The organism is Microcoleus sp. LAD1_D5 (genome assembly GCF_036702115.1).
Lineage (GTDB): Bacteria > Cyanobacteriota > Cyanobacteriia > Cyanobacteriales > Microcoleaceae > Microcoleus.
The window spans coordinates 1-16,312 of the sequence record NZ_JAUBSA010000051.1 but is presented as its reverse complement, the minus strand read 5'-3'; the positions used below and the strand labels follow the sequence as shown (position 1 = coordinate 16,312).

Below are 16,312 nucleotides of genomic sequence, written 5' to 3'. Positions count from 1 at the left end.
ATTATTTTCTGCCCTCAATAATGCGAATTACTTCAACTTCATCTAAAAAGAATAGGTTCTTGGCGATCGGATGGTCTTTATGGAAAAGCTTTTGAAATATCTGGCGTAATCCTACTATTCTGTCACCTTGGATAATATCTAAGTTCGGTAACTTTTCTTGCAAGAGATAGCGCATAAAATATTTATTCTCTGCATGGAATTCTTCGGGTAGATATAATTCATAAACTAGGGCATTAATGATGTTCTCAAAGTATTGAGTCATTACCTTATCGGTGGAGGCTTGCTCTAAACCTGCACCCTGACTAGGAATATCTTTGAGGGCAGTAGTGAGGTAAAGAACATAATCTACAAGAATTTCTATGATTTTTTTTTCTGGTTCAGTAGCAGTAGGGATAGGAATTTGCTTCATGTAGTCGCTAAATGCTCTAAGATATCCACCTCGTATAGAGTTAGAAACCATTGTGTAAAACCACTCAATTACTAGGGAGTTTAAAAGCCCACAAATCCATAACTCAGAAGTTGGAATGAAGTAGCAAGTATTCCCTGCATAAAAACCTACTCTATCAATTGTAAAATTCTGATGTTCATAAATATCTGGATAAATAATCTTAGGTTGCTCAAACTCTTGCCAGTAACTACACGAGCGCAACTCCCAGAAAAATTTACCTTTATCTGATCTAGCTATTAGTTTATCTCGGAAATCTTTGAAACTAAAACGTTTGTAAATAGCAGGATAAGTTTTGGCAAATATTTTTTCAGCTTCTTTTTCAGTTTTATTTGACCAAGGGTGACTTTTATTCTCAGACGACTCAATTTTAATAAGATATTGTTCAGAGAAGTCCACGTACCAACGCTTGACATCACGACCACGCAAAAATGGTTTCAAAACTTCCGCAGATGAGGGATGTTCAGCAATTAGCCAATCGCGCGTCTCCCGATCAACCACAAAAGCTTCATTAAATCCTGTTTTAATTCCATAGTAAAATCTACCCTTCACATACTCCCCTAGAGGAGTTCCAGCCCTGCGGAGCTTCTCTAATAGAGCTAAAACTGAGGGGGATTCAATACGCCAACCATCAGGTTTGAGGGCAGCTTGGGGCATCTCGAAACTTTGGGACTTAAAGATTTTGGGAAACTCCTCAAGGAGTTGGGTTTGCTCCCAAGTTAATACCTGTGTCTGAGTTTCTGCCGTGGGCTTATCTGTGCTAAAAACAATAATACTGGGATAGGCGATCGCCTCAAATACTGCCGCATCACCAAAATCAATCAAGGTCTGGATAGTTGCCTGTTCCCCTAGGAACTTACGGAGCTTTTCCCCATAACCCGATCGAAAGTATTTGTTAGAGGTGATGTAGGTAAGATGTCCGCCCTCCTTGAGTAATCGAAACCCCCGCTCGAAGAAATAAACAAAAATATCCGCCGTTCCTGTATAACAATCAAACTCCTTTTCTAGGGCGGGTTTAAGCTCCTTAAATTGCTCCTGCCGCACATAGGGCGGATTGCCCACCACCAGATCAAAACCACCCTGCTGCTCGAACACATCTCTAAAATGCAGATGATAACTAAAGAAAGATAGCGATCGCTCTCCCTGTTCTACCTCCTGTGAAAATTTCCCAAGCTCTGCAACTTTGGCAGCAATCTCAGCTCGTTTTTTTTCCTGAATCCGACTAACTTTGCCTAACCGCTTAATATCCTGCTCTAATTTACGCTGCTCCCCTTGCCAGAAATTTAGGCGATCGCTTACTGCCACCCGAAATATATTTGCTTCTGCCTCAATAATCTGCTGCCGTAAATCCCTCCGTGTATCAGTATCAGCATTGTAATAACTCTGTTGAAGTTCCAAAAGGGGTTGAATGGCTTCTTGAATAGGCGTAACCTCTAACATTCCCTGCTGGTTTTTCGTTGGGTCTGGAATTAACTGCTCACCGTGGATAGTAGAAATCAAAGAATCCCCACACATCAGCTTATAGTCCAGATTGGGTAAAGCCTCCACATCCTCAATCCTCGGAATATCCACCACCAGCGACAGCCACATTCTTAACTTGGCAACCTCGATCGCCTCCGGCTTGATATCTACTCCATAGAGATTATTGGCAATGATTTCTCGTTTCACCTCACTCATGGCCAGACTGCCCCGCCGAATCATAGCCCCTTCCCTTCTGCCCACAGCTTGCCGAACAGCCAAAATTACCTGCATCATCCCTAGGGGAAATGCCCCAGAACCCACAGCCGGATCTAAAATCTTCACCGAGGCGATCGCCCGCTTGAGTGACCGAGCCTGAGTAGGGGTAATTTTCTGGTTAAATTCTCGATCGCTGAGGTCGTGGTCTAGTTCCATCAACTCTCGAATAGCTTCAGGAGTCATCCCGGTTTCATCGGCAAGATAGCGACTCAACACCTCCACACACATAAAATTAACAATCCCCCTAGGCGTGTAGAAAGTGCCACTCTTACCCCGTTCTTCCGCCTCTAGCATATTCTCAAACACCTTCCCCAGCATCTCTGGATCCACCGCCACATCCTCATCCCCTTGGATATTTTCGGAAACGGTGAAGTTATAGCCATTGAAGAAACCGAGAATACTGTTACTTTTTTCCTTGGGGTCAAACAGAGAATTAGGTAAAGTAATAGTCCTTGGAGTTTCCCGACCTGCGGCATCCCGGATATTTTCGCCATAGTCACGATCAAATAACCCCCCATTCAAGTAAGGAATCTTACCCCAAGGGGAATTTTGTTCTGGGCGCTCTTGATTCAGGGTTGCAAAAAATAGCGGTTCTAATAGTTCGGAGTAGTAGTTGGTGTCCTCTGGTTGGGGGTTGAGGCGATCGTACTGGTGAGACAAAAAACGTCGATCGCCCGCTAAAAATTCCTTTTTTTGCAAGAAGTAGAGAAACATGATCCGCCCCAGTAATCGCTGGGAAAACTGGTGTAATCGGGCAGCATCTTCAAAGTAGGGATGAGAATTATGATCCTTAATGACTTGCTGAACCCGCTCAAATAATTGCCGATATTCGTTGTAGAAGCGTTTAGTCAGCTTCTCCACATCAAAGGCTTCACAGTGAGCTTTGTAAAGTTGTTGGGGGTCGAGATGACGAACAGCGATCGCCTCCAGACGTTCCCGATCGTGGGCGGTGGGGTTAGCCCGATCGATCAGTAGTTTGTGGATGCTAACCTTGACATTACCCTGAGCATCAAGACTTTTGCGGGGGTTAACCAGTAGGAAGCGATCATGCTGTTGGTTTGTCCCAATTAGGAGATAGTTATCAGATTTATTTTTAGCCAAGGAGGTAGCGATCGCCTTCATTCGTCCACTTGCCACATTAGGCGATTCCCATACTTCTGGCTTAAGGGTAATTAATAAAACTTGCAAATCCGGCAAAGCCCGGTTCCGACTTCTTTGGTCAGCAATGAGATGAGCTTCATAAATATCTGCGGTGCTTTGGGAAGATAATTCTAAATCTGCAATAGCGATCGCCTGTCCGAGGATTTGATAACCCAGTTTCCGAAATATCTCTGTCACCCGGGCTGGGTTGATCGCCAGATTAATATCATCCATCTGCAATATGCGTTCTGCCATTTTCCACCGTCCTAGGATTGCTTACGGTCTATTCTAGAGTAATTCTCAGTACAGCCCGACTATTGCTGTGAAAATTTCCCAAGGGGCATTTGGTGGGTAGCGTAATCGTGAGGCTGGGGTGCGATCGACACCAGGGTAAAAAGTTTGGAGATTAGCGATCGTCCCTAAATGGTTGTGAAAATTTCACAGAGGGCGTTGGCATTAGCCTTGCGGAGCAAATCAACTCAACCGTTTATTACAGATTGCGATCGACATACGGGAAGAAATACGAAAACTCCAAAAAAGGGTGGAAACCCAAATAAACCTCAATGAAGACAATGTTAGGTTTTATTGGCTTACATCCAGAAGCAGTAAGAAATTCTTTAACTCTCGGCTTTCCCCCGCCCCAAGAGCCTCCTAACCTTTATATTTTTTAGTTTCATTTCCCAAATTTGAATTTATTTCTTACTATGAAACACAACCACCTTCACAGGTAGCCCGATCCTTGAAAAGCTCATTCTTACGTTGACCTATGGAGATTGCCTACTCCATAAGGGTTCCAGCCTCCATCTCGAAATCACAACCTGTCAATAAGCTATTAATAATTGATATGAAAATGACCTATGGAGATTTGCAATCTGAAGACTATACTGGGAGAGGCTTCCTAAAAGAACTCCCTACCGGCTGGGTCAAACCGGACTAATTGGAAACTTCAACTGTGCCAGTAGGAGTTAAAGAAACCGCTAAAGAACCCTACCGGCTGGGTCAAACCGGACTAATTGGAAACACCAGTCAACTTGGGATCAAACGCAGCGACAGCACCGTATACCCTACCGGCTGGGTCAAACCGGACTAATTGGAAACTTCTGGTATCGGTCTGAGAGAGAATTACAGGGGGAGCGGGACCCTACCGGCTGGTTCAAACCGGACTAATTGGAAACTTAGCTACGTGGTGAGCGAACTCTAATTCCATATTAGATTCCCTACCGGCTGGGTCAAACCGGACTAATTGGAAACTTGTATTTTTCACGCCGAGGACTAGTCCAGTTTCCAGGTATAACCCTACCGGCTGGGTCAAACCGGACTAATTGGAAACTTGATAATCTGCAACGCTTCGATTCTGTTGTGCTTGCGGTGAACCCTACCGGCTGGGTCAAACCGGACTAATTGGAAACTGTCTAAAGAACTCGTCCATGAATGTTCTGATTTGGCCGTCTGAGTCCCTACCGGCTGGGTTAAACCGGACTAATTGGAAACCAGAAATTCAGCTAGCTTTTTTAAAAGATATTCATTGGCTTCCCTACCGGCTGGTTCAAACCGGACTAATTGGAAACCTAAGACCCATTGCTTCACACTCAGCTTGGCTTAACCCAGTACGATCAGAAACCCTACCGGCTGGGTCAAACCGGACTAATTGGAAACTCCGAGCTAGGACTTACACTATCAAAAAGATACTACTGCCTAGCCCCTACCGGCTGGGTCAAACCGGACTAATTGGAAACACTCGCTCAACTCAATTAGTGCGGCGGGGGATAAGCAAGTCCCTACCGGCTGGGTCAAACCGGACTAATTGGAAACCAGGCAGGCTTGTCTTAGATTTCATAAAAAGAAGATGAGGCCCCTACCGGCTGGGTCAAACCAGACTAATTGGAAACTTGATGTATTTACCGTCAGTGTATGCGCGTTCTAGCCCTACCGGCTGGGTCAAACCGGACTAATATGGAAACGACAATCAGTGAACAGTTACCAGTTAACAAAGGTAGTTGTTCATTTTTTGTTTGTATTCGAGATTATGAGAAAACTTGATAACTATTTATTGTTAAATGATTCGATCGCGCTCTAGCCCTTAACCATTAATTCCCAGAAGCGATCGATCCTAGGCAGTACAGAAGGTTGTGAAAATTTCACAGCGATCGAGCAGATGATAAATTTCGGGGGGCGATCGACCTATCTGTAACTACGACAAAGCTAGAAAGCACCAAATCTAAATCAAGGATTTTCAGCCGGTTCACTTCCCCAACTAAGAGTTAATCCTGCTGATTCTAGCTCTTGAATAAAATTAGATAATTGATTCCCTTGTGTTTTATGTTTCCAATCAGAGCGAGCGTGATGGAACAGAGTAACAATCTCTAAATAATTTCCATCACCTATGGGCAGCATTCGATGCCAAACAGAGCTAACGGCCGTAGGACGTTTATCGCCTAGATTTCGCCCTCCAATGGCTGGAGTATATTTAAACACTTCATTATGAAATAGCTCAATTACCTCTGATTTTTGAACAACATTGCTATAAACTGCAACTCGATCGGGATGCCAAACCTCACGCCATTTATTGCTTGGTTGATAATTAGGATTTGAACCCAGATATTTCTGAAAATCATTTCGCACTTTGCCTAGAAATTTCCCTAAATCATCAGAGTTTTTAATATCTATCCATCCCTCATCCAAAGATTTCCAGTGACAGCCAATATCATATTTATTTTGAGCTTGAAAATACTCTTTGTAAAACTGTTCATGAGAGACTCTTCGCCAAGACTTACCAAAGCCACCAAGAATAAAAGCAAATTTAATTACTAAGCCTATCAACGAAACTTCCTGAGTATTCTGGCTACAAATATGTAGAATACCTTCGACCTTATAGGTTGGATTAGTTTCCTTCCTGCCTTTCTTATCAAATGATATTTTTTTCTTATTTTCCCAGTATAGTTGTAAACTACCTGGATTATTTGTACTGCCAAATAGTCGATCGATATATCGGTCTATCAACTTATCATTAATTAATCCCGATAACAGCCTAATAGTGTGACCTCGCAAAGTAGCTTTAAATAGATTAGGACGAAACTCTGGCTGCCCATTGATTAACTTAGAACTAACTCCAGTTCCCTCCAATCTAATATGTTCAGCATTATTGTATAAGCTACTTGTAGGTTTTGCATATTCAGGAGAATCAACAAATCCATAACCTGTACTGGTTTTCCCTCCAAGTCCTCGGCTTAGTGCTTGATGTAAAATACTCTCAACTTCTGTCCAATTTATATTTTCATTTACATTACTAAATTCAAATGAAAAAGTTGGCTCATAAAAACTAATTAAAGCACTAGCACTTGTTGTTGTTTCTTTTTCTATTTGACGTTTTTGTTGGGGGTGGACAACATCTTCAATTAGATAACAAACTTTTGTAGTTTTTACACCATCTTTTGTTTCAGTAACAGTTATATTTTTTGCCCAATTCCCTATAGGATAAGCTCCGTGGAATCTTAAGCAACCCGGATTATTCTCATCGCCACAATAGAGTTTTTTCTGTTTAGAGTTACAAACTCTTTTGAAGAGTCCCTTGATACTACTACCCGGAATAAAAGGAATCCCATTTTTACCTAGAACAGGTCTTGGGATACTATCTTTTCCCCCATTACTAAATACACGCCAAGGAAACTTAAGTTCAATTCGATAAATATTGTCTGAACCTAGCCTAGTTTCTCTTTTTTTATGTTGATAGGACTCGCCGTCGTTTTTGGGATCGATCCATTCTTTTAACCATTGCTGTCTATCTTCATCCTCAGCAGTATATTGTAGACTGCAACGCCCTTCTATTTGAGCTAGGTACATTTTAGGGATTGGAGGCATAAAAATTCACCATTTTTGATGTCTAGATTATTTATAACGTTGTGTCCACCAAACTAAACAATCACACAACTGAATAAGAACAGCTAAAGCTATTTCTTGTTTGTCACGGTTTAACTGCCATAGTTCATCAGCATCTACTTTAACTTGATCGTGTTTAGGTAAATTGATATCTTCTCCTAAGATTTCTGCTAATTTATCCCAGACATTTCTCCAGTAAACAGCTTTTTTCTCTTCAATTTCAGCTTTTAATTCCTGATCACCATCTAGATATCTCTCTTGATTTGCTTCGTAGCGTTTAGCCTCACCCCAAAATCTTTCAAGTCCGTAGGCAACAGCCTCCCGCATTTTGTAGGATTCTCGGAGAGAGTGTTCATTTTGTTCTTTTACTAGTTTCCGTGCCTCATGATCCAGCGAATAAGGTTCCCAACTCATTATTTATCTCCTTGGTTAAAGTATTCACCTGCTAAAGTTACATGGCAACGACCGAAACCAATAGACTCTAAACCACCAAAATAAAGTTCTTTAGACAGTATATGCTTTTGAGTGTCTGATGGTTTTTTCTCCCATTGAGTATAGCCTAAAGCCTCTTCCCACTCAGTTTCATTTCTTTCCTTATTTTTTTGTTTAATTGCTACTGGAAAAGCTAATATACTTCCTTCTGGTAGAGCTTCAACACCAAAGAAATTTTTCACTTTCTTTACGTCATCTTCTAACTTAGTTCTACTTTGACGGTAAAGAGACATTTCATGAATTATATTAATATCATTATCACCAACAACTACTAAATTATTTGGGGCAAAGTTTAGATTTTTAGTTTCAGGAATCCATTGCTCTAAGTTATCAATATCAGTTTTTTTGACATTTCTTAATCCCGTGAGATGACCTAAGTTAAAAAATAGGGTTCTACACGGTTTTTGTAATTGAACAGTATAGTGTTTGGGTAACTCATATTCTAACTGAGCAACTTGTTTATATCTTCTTAATAACCTAGGACAAGTAACCCAGACAACTGGCTGACCGGGACAAAAGACTGGTAGCCAAACTAACGAGGCATATTCAAATTTAACTTGTGCTTCCGTCGTGCTCTCTGGATCATTATTTTTAGACTCATGACCATAGCAATCATTAGTTAAACCATAATCTAAATTATTATCAGTAGTATCGATCGATCGCATATCTGCCCGAAATCTGCCTCGGATGGAACTGCCGGGAATGATGCCGGTTTGGGTGAATTGATCCCGGAAAATTAGGTTCAGGTTTCCTGTTTCTTCCCCAGCACTGGCTCCCACATGCAGAGGGGCGAGAGTTTCGATAATTCCGTAGGCTTTTTGATACATTAATTAGTCTCCTATTACTAAAAATTTCTAAAATCTTCCTAGCTCACCGTTAGGGGCAGAGCTAATCCACAACCCCAATTTTTTAAGGTTAGCTTCTTGAAAGTCTGGGGATCTTCATCCTTAGCGGGCTTATCTCGATCGCTCGGAAACCAATCCTCTGACCATTCAGACCAAGGTTTTTCTTCCTTCTCTAGTACATACACAGTTCCCGCCGGCACAGCATAACGTCCTCGTGAGAGATGTCCACCCCGACGATAGCGGAAGGGATGAGGTCGATCGGTCAACAAAGCTTCTACCTCCCAAGCATTTTGCCAAGTGTCGTTTACTTGCTGACCCGGCTCTCGATAGGAAAAATTATTAGAACCCCACACGGCGGGAGTGATTAGAGCAAAACTTTTGCCTACAGGTTCGTTGAACAGTTTCTTGGTTTCTTCTGACAGCCTATGGCATTTGACCTCTACCATATGCCCCTCACCCCCAAAGCGATACCAGTCCGGTTTTAATTCTTGGTTAGATAAATACACCAAACAAACATCGGGGTGTAGTTGCACTGCATTTTCTAAAAATAAACCGCCCCGGGTTGTGCCATCTTCCAACTGCTCGATGTAAGTGCGGCGCTCGTCGGGACACAATTTAGGGTGAAGGTGGGGGTGAGATTCCCAAGGGGAGGTTTTAACTTTTGGTTTAGCAGTAGTATCCCATTCTTTGATTGCCATCCAAGTTCCCGGCTCAAATTTACCATCGCTCTTGCTCCACTTTTCCCCTTGCCAAACTAGGCGATCGCTCACCTGCTTTGTTTCCTTATCCACTAAATAGATTTGGGGTGTGGGGACATAGAAATTTTGGATAGTTTGGCAATTCTGGTTATATGCCCAAAATGCCCCGGCTACTACGAGATTTTCTAGTTTCTCTTTTTTCTTTGGATCGTTACTCAAGGCATGGGCAAATAAACCTCCGATCGCCATGGCTCTAGGCGGAAAACTATCCCCCGATCGCCCCACTAAATTATCTGGAGAAAGAAACCGCCCCGCACTGCCGTAGAGTAACCCCAAAGGGTCAATGGTGATTAAGTATTGGAACATAGATGAAATCCTACATTAGCAAGTTTAATGAACCAGTCTGTAAAACTTTGGCTGGGAGTAGCTCGCTTGCCTAAAATTCCAGAGCTTTGTCTTTGTTTGTTTTGATCTTCTTTATTCCATAGGAAATCATCATTATCCAAATTCCAATCTTTAGATATTTCTGGAAAGTAAATTTCCCAGAGAGCCTGAGCGATCGCTCCTTGAGGATCAAAGGCATGGCGAGACTCCAACACGGCAACATCATTGTAGAGATGTGTCCAGTTCTGCCCTCCAGAACGATCGCGATATCCCTCAAAAATCTTCTGGAGATAAGCCCAAGGACAAGCCCATTCCAAATAATTACCACTATTAAAAAGAACCCTGATAGCTAGGCGATCGCGCCCGTACTCCTTAGCTTTTTTTTCTGCTTTGCTGCAATGTTGCAATACCTCTCGCTGCGGCACACCGGGAAACGCCCACACAAACCCGACACTAACTGTAACGGGTTCCCCATGTTTCTGCCACACTTTAGGAAACTCATAAAACCGCTCTAGACATTTAGTTGCAGTTAAGGGAATCAATTTAGAATCTGCTGAATCTTCTGAAGATAAGCGATAAAAAATCCCTAGAAAATCATCCCCCCCAGCATAAACAACCCTGCCGCCTTGATCTCTTTCTACCCAGTCAGAAAAGTGGTCCTTAGCCCAGTTCCGCAGGGATAAACTAAAGTTCTTACTTAATTCATCGGCGTTTGGTTTGCTTTTACCGGGGTTTGATTGATCTTCAGTTAGCGACTTAAGGTATGTGCCAAAACTATCTCCATCTCCTTGGAACCAACCTGTTTGATAATTGCTTTCTAGGCGGTTCAGATCTCGAAATGTCTCTGGAGTTTCTTGAATACCTACTCTTCTAGCAACCTGTGGCATGGTTACGAGGCGTTTGATCAGTTCGGGAATGCTTAACTGTTCACTGGATTCAATAATTTCCCCAGTTCGATCGCTCAGAGCTTGATAGAATGCTTTGATTTTGTCATCTTCTTGGGTATAGCTACCTTTTTGGGGGTTGAATAGAGTCATGGAGGGATAGGCGATCGCATCTGCCCCCGAAAGTGTCGAGCTTTCCCCTTTCCAGTTAATCCCAATCCACGCGCGCGATCGCTTCAAGTCTGTTGAATTCTTCCTTGCCCTATCAGCAGTTTCCCCCTGTACCCAGAAAAACTCCCACGCATAATTCCGCCATTGATTCCATTCCTCACGCCAGCGATAAGTCTGGGGAATTTCTGTTTCAATCCAACTGCGGCAGCGATCGACAATTTCTCCCCAAGCCTGTTGGAAAACTTCCCGTGCTTCTCGCTCTGGAAAATCACCCTTAATTATGATCTGATTGGGTGTTCCCTTTGCCACAGCAATCAAAGCTGGCGATATAACTGTTAAACTTTTAGCTTCGGCAGCTTGGCAAACAGCATCTGCCAAGTGAGATAAAATATAGGAGCTACCGTACAAATCCCGGAGCTTGCGAGATTTTTCAATAAAGCCTTGAACCGGCGCAAAGGTAATTGCAGTGTATTGTGTATCACTCATACTTAGATATATAGCATCAAGTCATGTTAGTGGCAGACAAAGCTCACAATTTCTTAATTAATCTTCTAGAGAGGTAAAAATGCTTAAGAAAATAACACTAAAAGATATATTCACGCCTAGCTCCTCTCTGCAATTTATTGGTTTTGCAGTAGTTAATATTTCATTTGGCTTAGCCTCTGCTGGTAATCTTTGGGGAATATTATTACTCACGATAATATACTGGCTTTTGCATCGGGTGGATATTAGTCAACGAAAGGAAAAAAGTATTGGAATTACCTCCGAAAAAGTATCCCCCAGTGGAGCAAAGGGTTTAATTATGTTATTAGGACCATACTCAGCTGGGAGGAAAACTATTGAAGATGAAATCAAAGCACGAGTTGAAGCAGGAATTCAAAAGGTATTTAATAATTCGATCGCTGATTTGACAGAAGCAGATTCATCTGGAATTAACTTACTGGAATCAACTACTGAATCTGAAATTAAGAAGCAAATCAAGAAAGAAATCGAGGTGGGAATCAAAAATATACTAGACAAATCGATCGATAATTTAACAGAGGCAGATTTTTCTAGAATAAACTTCTTCAACTCAAATCTGGAACCGCAAATTAAAGCTGTGAAATACCATTGTGTACAAGAAAAAACTCTACAAGAAGTATGGTTAGTAGGCAGCAAAGGTTCTGAGCAAACTGCCGAGATTCTCCAAAAATATCTAAAGTTTCAGTATGGTAAGGATATCATAGTTCATGTTGATCCTAGCAAGTTTTTTACTGATGAATGGAAGTATGCTGAATTCACAGCGATTACTGAAAAGATATTTCAGGAATCTACCATTAAGGGAGAGCATATCCTAGTAGATGTGACTGGCGGCACAAAAATGATGAGTGTGGCTCTGGCTATGGCTTGTATTCCACCAAAACGTAAAATGCAATATATAAGTTCTGATCGAGATTGGCAAGGAAACCCTCTACCCCAAGGTCAAAAAGAACCCGTTGCGATCGACTTTGACCCAGTACTATACAGAGGAAATGATAATGATTAATCTCCTAGCAGTGATCAGTTATTGCTGATCACTTTTCACTGTCACCACTTGCCCCACGCTGACTCCTTTAGTATGACTTTCTACCACCACTGCCCCATCTAAACGCGGATCGTAGCAACCAACCCAAGCGGTGGCATGGCATTCATGGACTAAATATCCATAGAGCCAAATAGGGGCTTTTCCCTCTAGGACTACTCCTTGGTTCGATCGCACTCCCTCTGGTAGTTTCAACCCGATTAGGTCTTGAGGTTCGGCAATGCCATCACCGGTAATCTCAATGTGGAGATGTTGGTAAACCAAGCGATCGCTAGTTTCCCCAGAGGTTAAAGTAAGTTGAATTGGATTCATGGGCGGAAAATCAATTAAGGAAATTACAAAAATAACATCATGAAACAGCAAAATCTGAATATCTTCTTTCAGCTAAAGGTCTAAAACTCAAAACAATATCTGCTTTAGGAACTCCCGCAGCTACTAATTCCACAGCAATACCTTCTTCAGTTCCATCATGCTGGATCCAAAGTTTATTATCAATAATATCTATGTGTAGCAAAGTTCCATAAATGCGATAACCATTTTCCCATCCTGTTTCTACTAATAGATAGCGATCGTGGGCATAATCAAATACTAGTTCAAATTGAACCTGATCATTACTACCCAGAAAATCAATATAGTCTTGTATGACTTTTTCTACAATATTGCGATAATGAACATTTACTGAATCCATTTAACGATCGCCTCCTCAATGGGATCAAAAGTTACTAAACAAATAATATTGTCTTCAATCATAGTTTGACCAGCTTCTTCTTCAAAAACCCTCTTGCGCGTGTCTTCACTCACTGCAAGATATAGAATGTGGTCTGGATAATAACGTTTTAGCAAATGAGCATACAAAACAAATTGACCGACTGCTTTTTCTAAATCATTCATGTCTGAAGGACTTGTAAAACTCTTGATTTCAACTGCTATTTTTTCGCTTCCTCTTTCTGCCGCTAATAATCGTTCTGCTCCCAAATCAACGAAGAGATTCTTACCACGTGCTAAACGAATACGGAGTGGATCGTGAGTAATTTTCCAACCATCTTTAATCAGGGCATTTTTAACAATATCATGGTAAACATCTCTGGCTGGCATAGTAAAGTAGTCTCATTATTTAACAGACCTCTTGCAGAAATCATAACCTAATTCAACTGATAACCATTCACTGATAACTTTCCTTAACTTAGCTTTTGATTTGATGGAGGAGTTTTGATAGGTCGCTTATCCCACAAGGGTTCCAGCCTCCATACTAAAGTTGTTATCTGTCAATAAGCCATGAATAATTAACACAAAAATGACCTAGGTCGATTTGCAAGCTGAAGACTATACTGGGGTAGGCTTCCTAAAAGAACTCCCTACCGGCTGGGTCAAACCGGACTAATTGGAAACGGTAGCGTTGTAATGTCGATTGTAGCAGGATTACCGCTCTGCCCTACCGGCTGGGTCAAACCGGACTAATTGGAAACAAGTAATGATTTCCATATGGAGTTATGAGCGTGACTTGTTCCCTACCGGCTGGGTCAAACCGGACTAATTGGAAACCGAGATCAATCCGCTTGCCCCACCGACCGATTTGATATATACCCTACCGGCTGGGTCAAACCGGACTAATTGGAAACTTGACAGGGCAACATTATTATTTTGATTACAGACTACTTCAGCCCCTACCGGCTGGGTCAAACCGGACTAATTGGAAACTATCCGGGTCTTAGGGACTCCATAAAAGAGGCTACTTTAGCCCCTACCGGCTGGGTCAAACCGGACTAATTGGAAACCATTTAGGGCTAGTTTTCCGTTGGCTCTTAGTAGTTCCCCCTACCGGCTGGGTCAAACCGGACTAATTGGAAACTTGGATTGTTTCACCAGTGTCTGCATCTTCTACTTCAAGTCCCTACCGGCTGGGTCAAACCGGACTAATTGGAAACACCTTTAGAATTCGGTCAAAGCTCCCTTTGACTTTTACGTGAAAACTGCCCTACCGGCTGGGTCAAACCGGACTAATTGGAAACGACAATCAGTGAACAGTTACCAGTTAACAGAGTAATTGTTCACTTTTTTGTTTGTGTCTGAGATTGTTTTTTCAGCCAGAAATAATGGAAAAGGTTGATAACTGTTTACTGTTGACTGATCCCTGAAAAAGCCGGACTAATTGGAAACGACAATCAGTGAGCAGGAGAAATAAGTTATTAGTTAGAAGATCAGCAGGATTAATTCTTAGCTGGGAAAGTGAACCTATCGAAAATCCTTGATTTGGATTTGGTGCTTTCTAGCTTTGTCATGATCGCCCCACAGTTCGATCGCTCCACAATTTATCATCTACTTGATCGTTGTGAAATTTTCACAGACCTTTGTTTCGTAGCCCTAGAAGAGAATATTCCGGTGATTTTCCTCAGTCAACTCGGAGAATACAAGGGGCAGCTCTGGAATGCCGAAAACCGATCGATGACCATCGAATTAGCCCAGTTCGATCGCCGCCAAGATGAATTTTTTCGGCTCCAGATGGCAAGGGCAGTAGTCCAAGGCAAGCTCTACAACTCCAAGCTCCTCTTACTCCGGCTAAATCGTAAGCGTAGGTTAGAAACAATCCAAGCGGCTATCAATGGATTAAGCACTGATCTAGAAGCTCTAGAAAATGCTGAAAATATTGCTGAAATCTTGGGTTATGAGGGTTGTGGAGCGGCTCGTTACTTCCCGGCTCTGGGGCAAGCTATTACCAGTGAGGGGTTTGAACTGACGGAGCGGGTATTTCATCCCCCCAATAATCCGATGAATGCTCTCCTGAGTTTTGGCTACACTCAACTCCTAAATAATGTGTTCAGTCTCCTGTTGGCAGAAGGGGTAAATCCTTATCTGGGAAATCTGCACGGCACGGATGATCAAAGGGCAGACTTAGCTTTTGATTTGATGGAGGAGTTTCGATCGCCCATCGTGGATACTTTGGTAATGAAGCTAGTCAACCAAAAAATCATCAAGCCGACAGATTTTAGTTGGTACAAAGAAAACGGGGGTATTTACCTGACTAATACAGCCCGGAGGATATTTCTAAAATACTTTGAGGAGCGGATATCCGAGTTGGTCACTCATTCAGACATTCAAACCCAAGTCAGTTACCGTCGAGCAATTCAATTCCAGATCAGGCGCTATAAGCAATACCTAGTCAATGATGCTTTTATCTACGAACCGTGGCTGAGGAGACAATAGACAGTAAACAGTTATCAGTTGTTATGAAGGAAGATAGGGGGGTTATGGTAGAAGTGAAGTTATAGCGATCGAGACTATAGCTACAAAATAACGTTTTTTTGATAACTGTTCACTGTTCACTGATAACTGAAAATGTTGGTAGTAGTTGTCTACGATATTCCTGATGACAAGCGCCGCCTTCGATTAGCTAATTTCCTAGAAGGTTATGGACGGCGGGTACAATATTCTGTGTTTGAGTGTTTTATGGAACTGGAGGAAATGCGAGAGCTGCATAAAAGGGTGGAAAAGCAAATAAACCTCGATGAAGACAATGTTCGCTTTTATTGGCTCGCCCCAGAGGCAGTAAAAAATTCTTTAACTCTTGGTTCTTCCCCATCTCAAGAGCCTCCCAGTGTTTACATTTTTTAATTTGCCCGCCAAATTTGAGTTTATTTCTTCCTATGAAATGCTACTACCTCCACAGGTAACCTGATCCTCAGAAAACCTATTTTTGCCTCAAACCTATGGAGATGCACTGCTACATAAGGTTTCTGGTCTCTATCCCAAAGTCAACTACCTGTCAATAATCTATAACTAGTTGACAAGAAAATAACCCATGGAGATTTGCAATCTGAAGACTATACTGGGAGAGGCTTCCTATAAGAACTCCCTACCGGCTGGGTCAAACCGGACTAATTGGAAACTTAAGTCTTCTAACTTTATGCTCTGAGATCTCTAACTCAAAAATCCCTACCGGCTGGGTCAAACCGGACTAATTGGAAACGGTCGGGGTTCCAGTGGTATTGTCTTTAATAATTAAAGTCCCTACCGGCTGGGTCAAACCGGACTAATTGGAAACTCTGTTCCGCCGCCAACCTCTCCAACCCGTAATCATTCAA

Annotated in this window: 12 protein-coding genes and 2 CRISPR repeat arrays; of the genes, 3 read left to right on the top strand and 9 right to left on the bottom strand. The window is 42.1% G+C overall.

The annotated features are described in order from the left end of the window. Position 1: 1 nt before the first annotated feature. From QUA70_RS19650 to QUA70_RS19625, 6 genes are all read right to left on the bottom strand, one after another. A complete protein-coding gene (locus tag QUA70_RS19650) occupies positions 2 to 3,577 on the bottom strand; it encodes an Eco57I restriction-modification methylase domain-containing protein (RefSeq protein ID WP_333410575.1) in 3,576 nt (1,191 codons plus the stop codon). A gap of 654 nt (positions 3,578 to 4,231) precedes the next feature. After that, a CRISPR array of direct repeats spans positions 4,232 to 5,282; the repeat unit is 36 nt; unit sequence CCCTACCGGCTGGGTCAAACCGGACTAATTGGAAAC. Between the two features lie 263 nt (positions 5,283 to 5,545). Next, positions 5,546 to 7,162, bottom strand: a complete 1,617-nt coding sequence (locus QUA70_RS19645; RefSeq protein WP_333410573.1) for an RAMP superfamily CRISPR-associated protein — start codon at positions 7,160 to 7,162, stop codon at positions 5,546 to 5,548. A 45-nt stretch (positions 7,163 to 7,207) separates the two neighbouring features. Further along, positions 7,208 to 7,612 carry a hypothetical protein gene (locus QUA70_RS19640; protein ID WP_333410571.1) on the bottom strand — a complete coding sequence of 135 codons (405 nt, stop codon included), beginning with the start codon at positions 7,610 to 7,612 and terminating at the stop codon, positions 7,208 to 7,210. Then, on the bottom strand, positions 7,612 to 8,517 hold the full coding sequence (locus QUA70_RS19635; RefSeq protein ID WP_333410569.1) for an RAMP superfamily CRISPR-associated protein: 906 nt from the start codon (positions 8,515 to 8,517) through the stop codon (positions 7,612 to 7,614). Before QUA70_RS19635 ends, QUA70_RS19640 begins: the two co-directional genes overlap by 1 nt. A gap of 38 nt (positions 8,518 to 8,555) precedes the next feature. After that, complete coding sequence (locus QUA70_RS19630) at positions 8,556 to 9,599, bottom strand: type III-B CRISPR module-associated Cmr3 family protein (RefSeq protein WP_333410567.1); 1,044 nt, start codon at positions 9,597 to 9,599, stop codon at positions 8,556 to 8,558. After that, on the bottom strand, positions 9,584 to 11,158 hold the full coding sequence (locus QUA70_RS19625) for a Cas10/Cmr2 second palm domain-containing protein (RefSeq protein WP_333410565.1): 1,575 nt from the start codon (positions 11,156 to 11,158) through the stop codon (positions 9,584 to 9,586). Before QUA70_RS19625 ends, QUA70_RS19630 begins: the two co-directional genes overlap by 16 nt. 79 nt (positions 11,159 to 11,237) lie before the next feature. Here QUA70_RS19625 and QUA70_RS19620 point away from each other — a divergent pair, with 79 nt between their 5' ends. Continuing rightward, positions 11,238 to 12,197: a hypothetical protein gene (locus QUA70_RS19620; RefSeq protein ID WP_333410563.1), complete on the top strand. Its 960-nt coding sequence runs from the start codon at positions 11,238 to 11,240 to the stop codon at positions 12,195 to 12,197. An 18-nt stretch (positions 12,198 to 12,215) separates the two neighbouring features. Here the strand turns inward: QUA70_RS19620 and crn3 are convergent, their stop codons facing one another. The 3 genes from crn3 to QUA70_RS19605 are packed head-to-tail and all read right to left on the bottom strand — an operon-like array spanning position 12,216 to position 13,328. After that, positions 12,216 to 12,545: a CRISPR-associated ring nuclease Crn3/Csx3 gene (gene crn3, locus QUA70_RS19615; protein WP_333410561.1), complete on the bottom strand. Its 330-nt coding sequence runs from the start codon at positions 12,543 to 12,545 to the stop codon at positions 12,216 to 12,218. A gap of 37 nt (positions 12,546 to 12,582) precedes the next feature. Beyond that, on the bottom strand, positions 12,583 to 12,921 hold the full coding sequence (locus QUA70_RS19610) for a XisI protein (protein WP_333410559.1): 339 nt from the start codon (positions 12,919 to 12,921) through the stop codon (positions 12,583 to 12,585). Continuing rightward, complete coding sequence (locus QUA70_RS19605; protein ID WP_333410557.1) at positions 12,909 to 13,328, bottom strand: XisH family protein; 420 nt, start codon at positions 13,326 to 13,328, stop codon at positions 12,909 to 12,911. The genes QUA70_RS19610 and QUA70_RS19605 overlap by 13 nt, the downstream gene beginning before the upstream one ends. A 258-nt stretch (positions 13,329 to 13,586) precedes the next feature. Further along, a CRISPR array of direct repeats spans positions 13,587 to 14,242; the repeat unit is 36 nt; unit sequence CCCTACCGGCTGGGTCAAACCGGACTAATTGGAAAC. A 217-nt stretch (positions 14,243 to 14,459) separates the two neighbouring features. Here QUA70_RS19605 and cas1 point away from each other — a divergent pair. Continuing rightward, entirely contained in the window at positions 14,460 to 15,434 is a 975-nt protein-coding gene (gene cas1, locus QUA70_RS19600; RefSeq protein WP_333410555.1) for a CRISPR-associated endonuclease Cas1, read from the top strand. 132 nt (positions 15,435 to 15,566) lie between these two features. Beyond that, on the top strand, positions 15,567 to 15,842 hold the full coding sequence (gene cas2 / locus QUA70_RS19595; protein ID WP_333410553.1) for a CRISPR-associated endonuclease Cas2: 276 nt from the start codon (positions 15,567 to 15,569) through the stop codon (positions 15,840 to 15,842). Positions 15,843 to 16,312: the final 470 nt, after the last annotated feature.

Bases quoted from the DNA above. Each gene is read 5' to 3' on its own strand.
- QUA70_RS19650 (WP_333410575.1), bottom strand. From the start codon at position 3,577: ATGGCAGAACGCATATTGCAGATGGATGATATTAATCTGGCGATCAAC.
- QUA70_RS19645 (WP_333410573.1), bottom strand. From the start codon at position 7,162: ATGTACCTAGCTCAAATAGAAGGGCGTTGCAGTCTACAATATACTGCT.
- QUA70_RS19640 (WP_333410571.1), bottom strand. From the start codon at position 7,612: ATGAGTTGGGAACCTTATTCGCTGGATCATGAGGCACGGAAACTAGTA.
- QUA70_RS19635 (WP_333410569.1), bottom strand. From the start codon at position 8,517: ATGTATCAAAAAGCCTACGGAATTATCGAAACTCTCGCCCCTCTGCAT.
- QUA70_RS19630 (WP_333410567.1), bottom strand. From the start codon at position 9,599: ATGTTCCAATACTTAATCACCATTGACCCTTTGGGGTTACTCTACGGC.
- QUA70_RS19625 (WP_333410565.1), bottom strand. From the start codon at position 11,158: ATGAGTGATACACAATACACTGCAATTACCTTTGCGCCGGTTCAAGGC.
- QUA70_RS19620 (WP_333410563.1), top strand. From the start codon at position 11,238: ATGCTTAAGAAAATAACACTAAAAGATATATTCACGCCTAGCTCCTCT.
- crn3 (WP_333410561.1), bottom strand. From the start codon at position 12,545: ATGAATCCAATTCAACTTACTTTAACCTCTGGGGAAACTAGCGATCGC.
- QUA70_RS19610 (WP_333410559.1), bottom strand. From the start codon at position 12,921: ATGGATTCAGTAAATGTTCATTATCGCAATATTGTAGAAAAAGTCATA.
- QUA70_RS19605 (WP_333410557.1), bottom strand. From the start codon at position 13,328: ATGCCAGCCAGAGATGTTTACCATGATATTGTTAAAAATGCCCTGATT.
- cas2 (WP_333410553.1), top strand. From the start codon at position 15,567: ATGTTGGTAGTAGTTGTCTACGATATTCCTGATGACAAGCGCCGCCTT.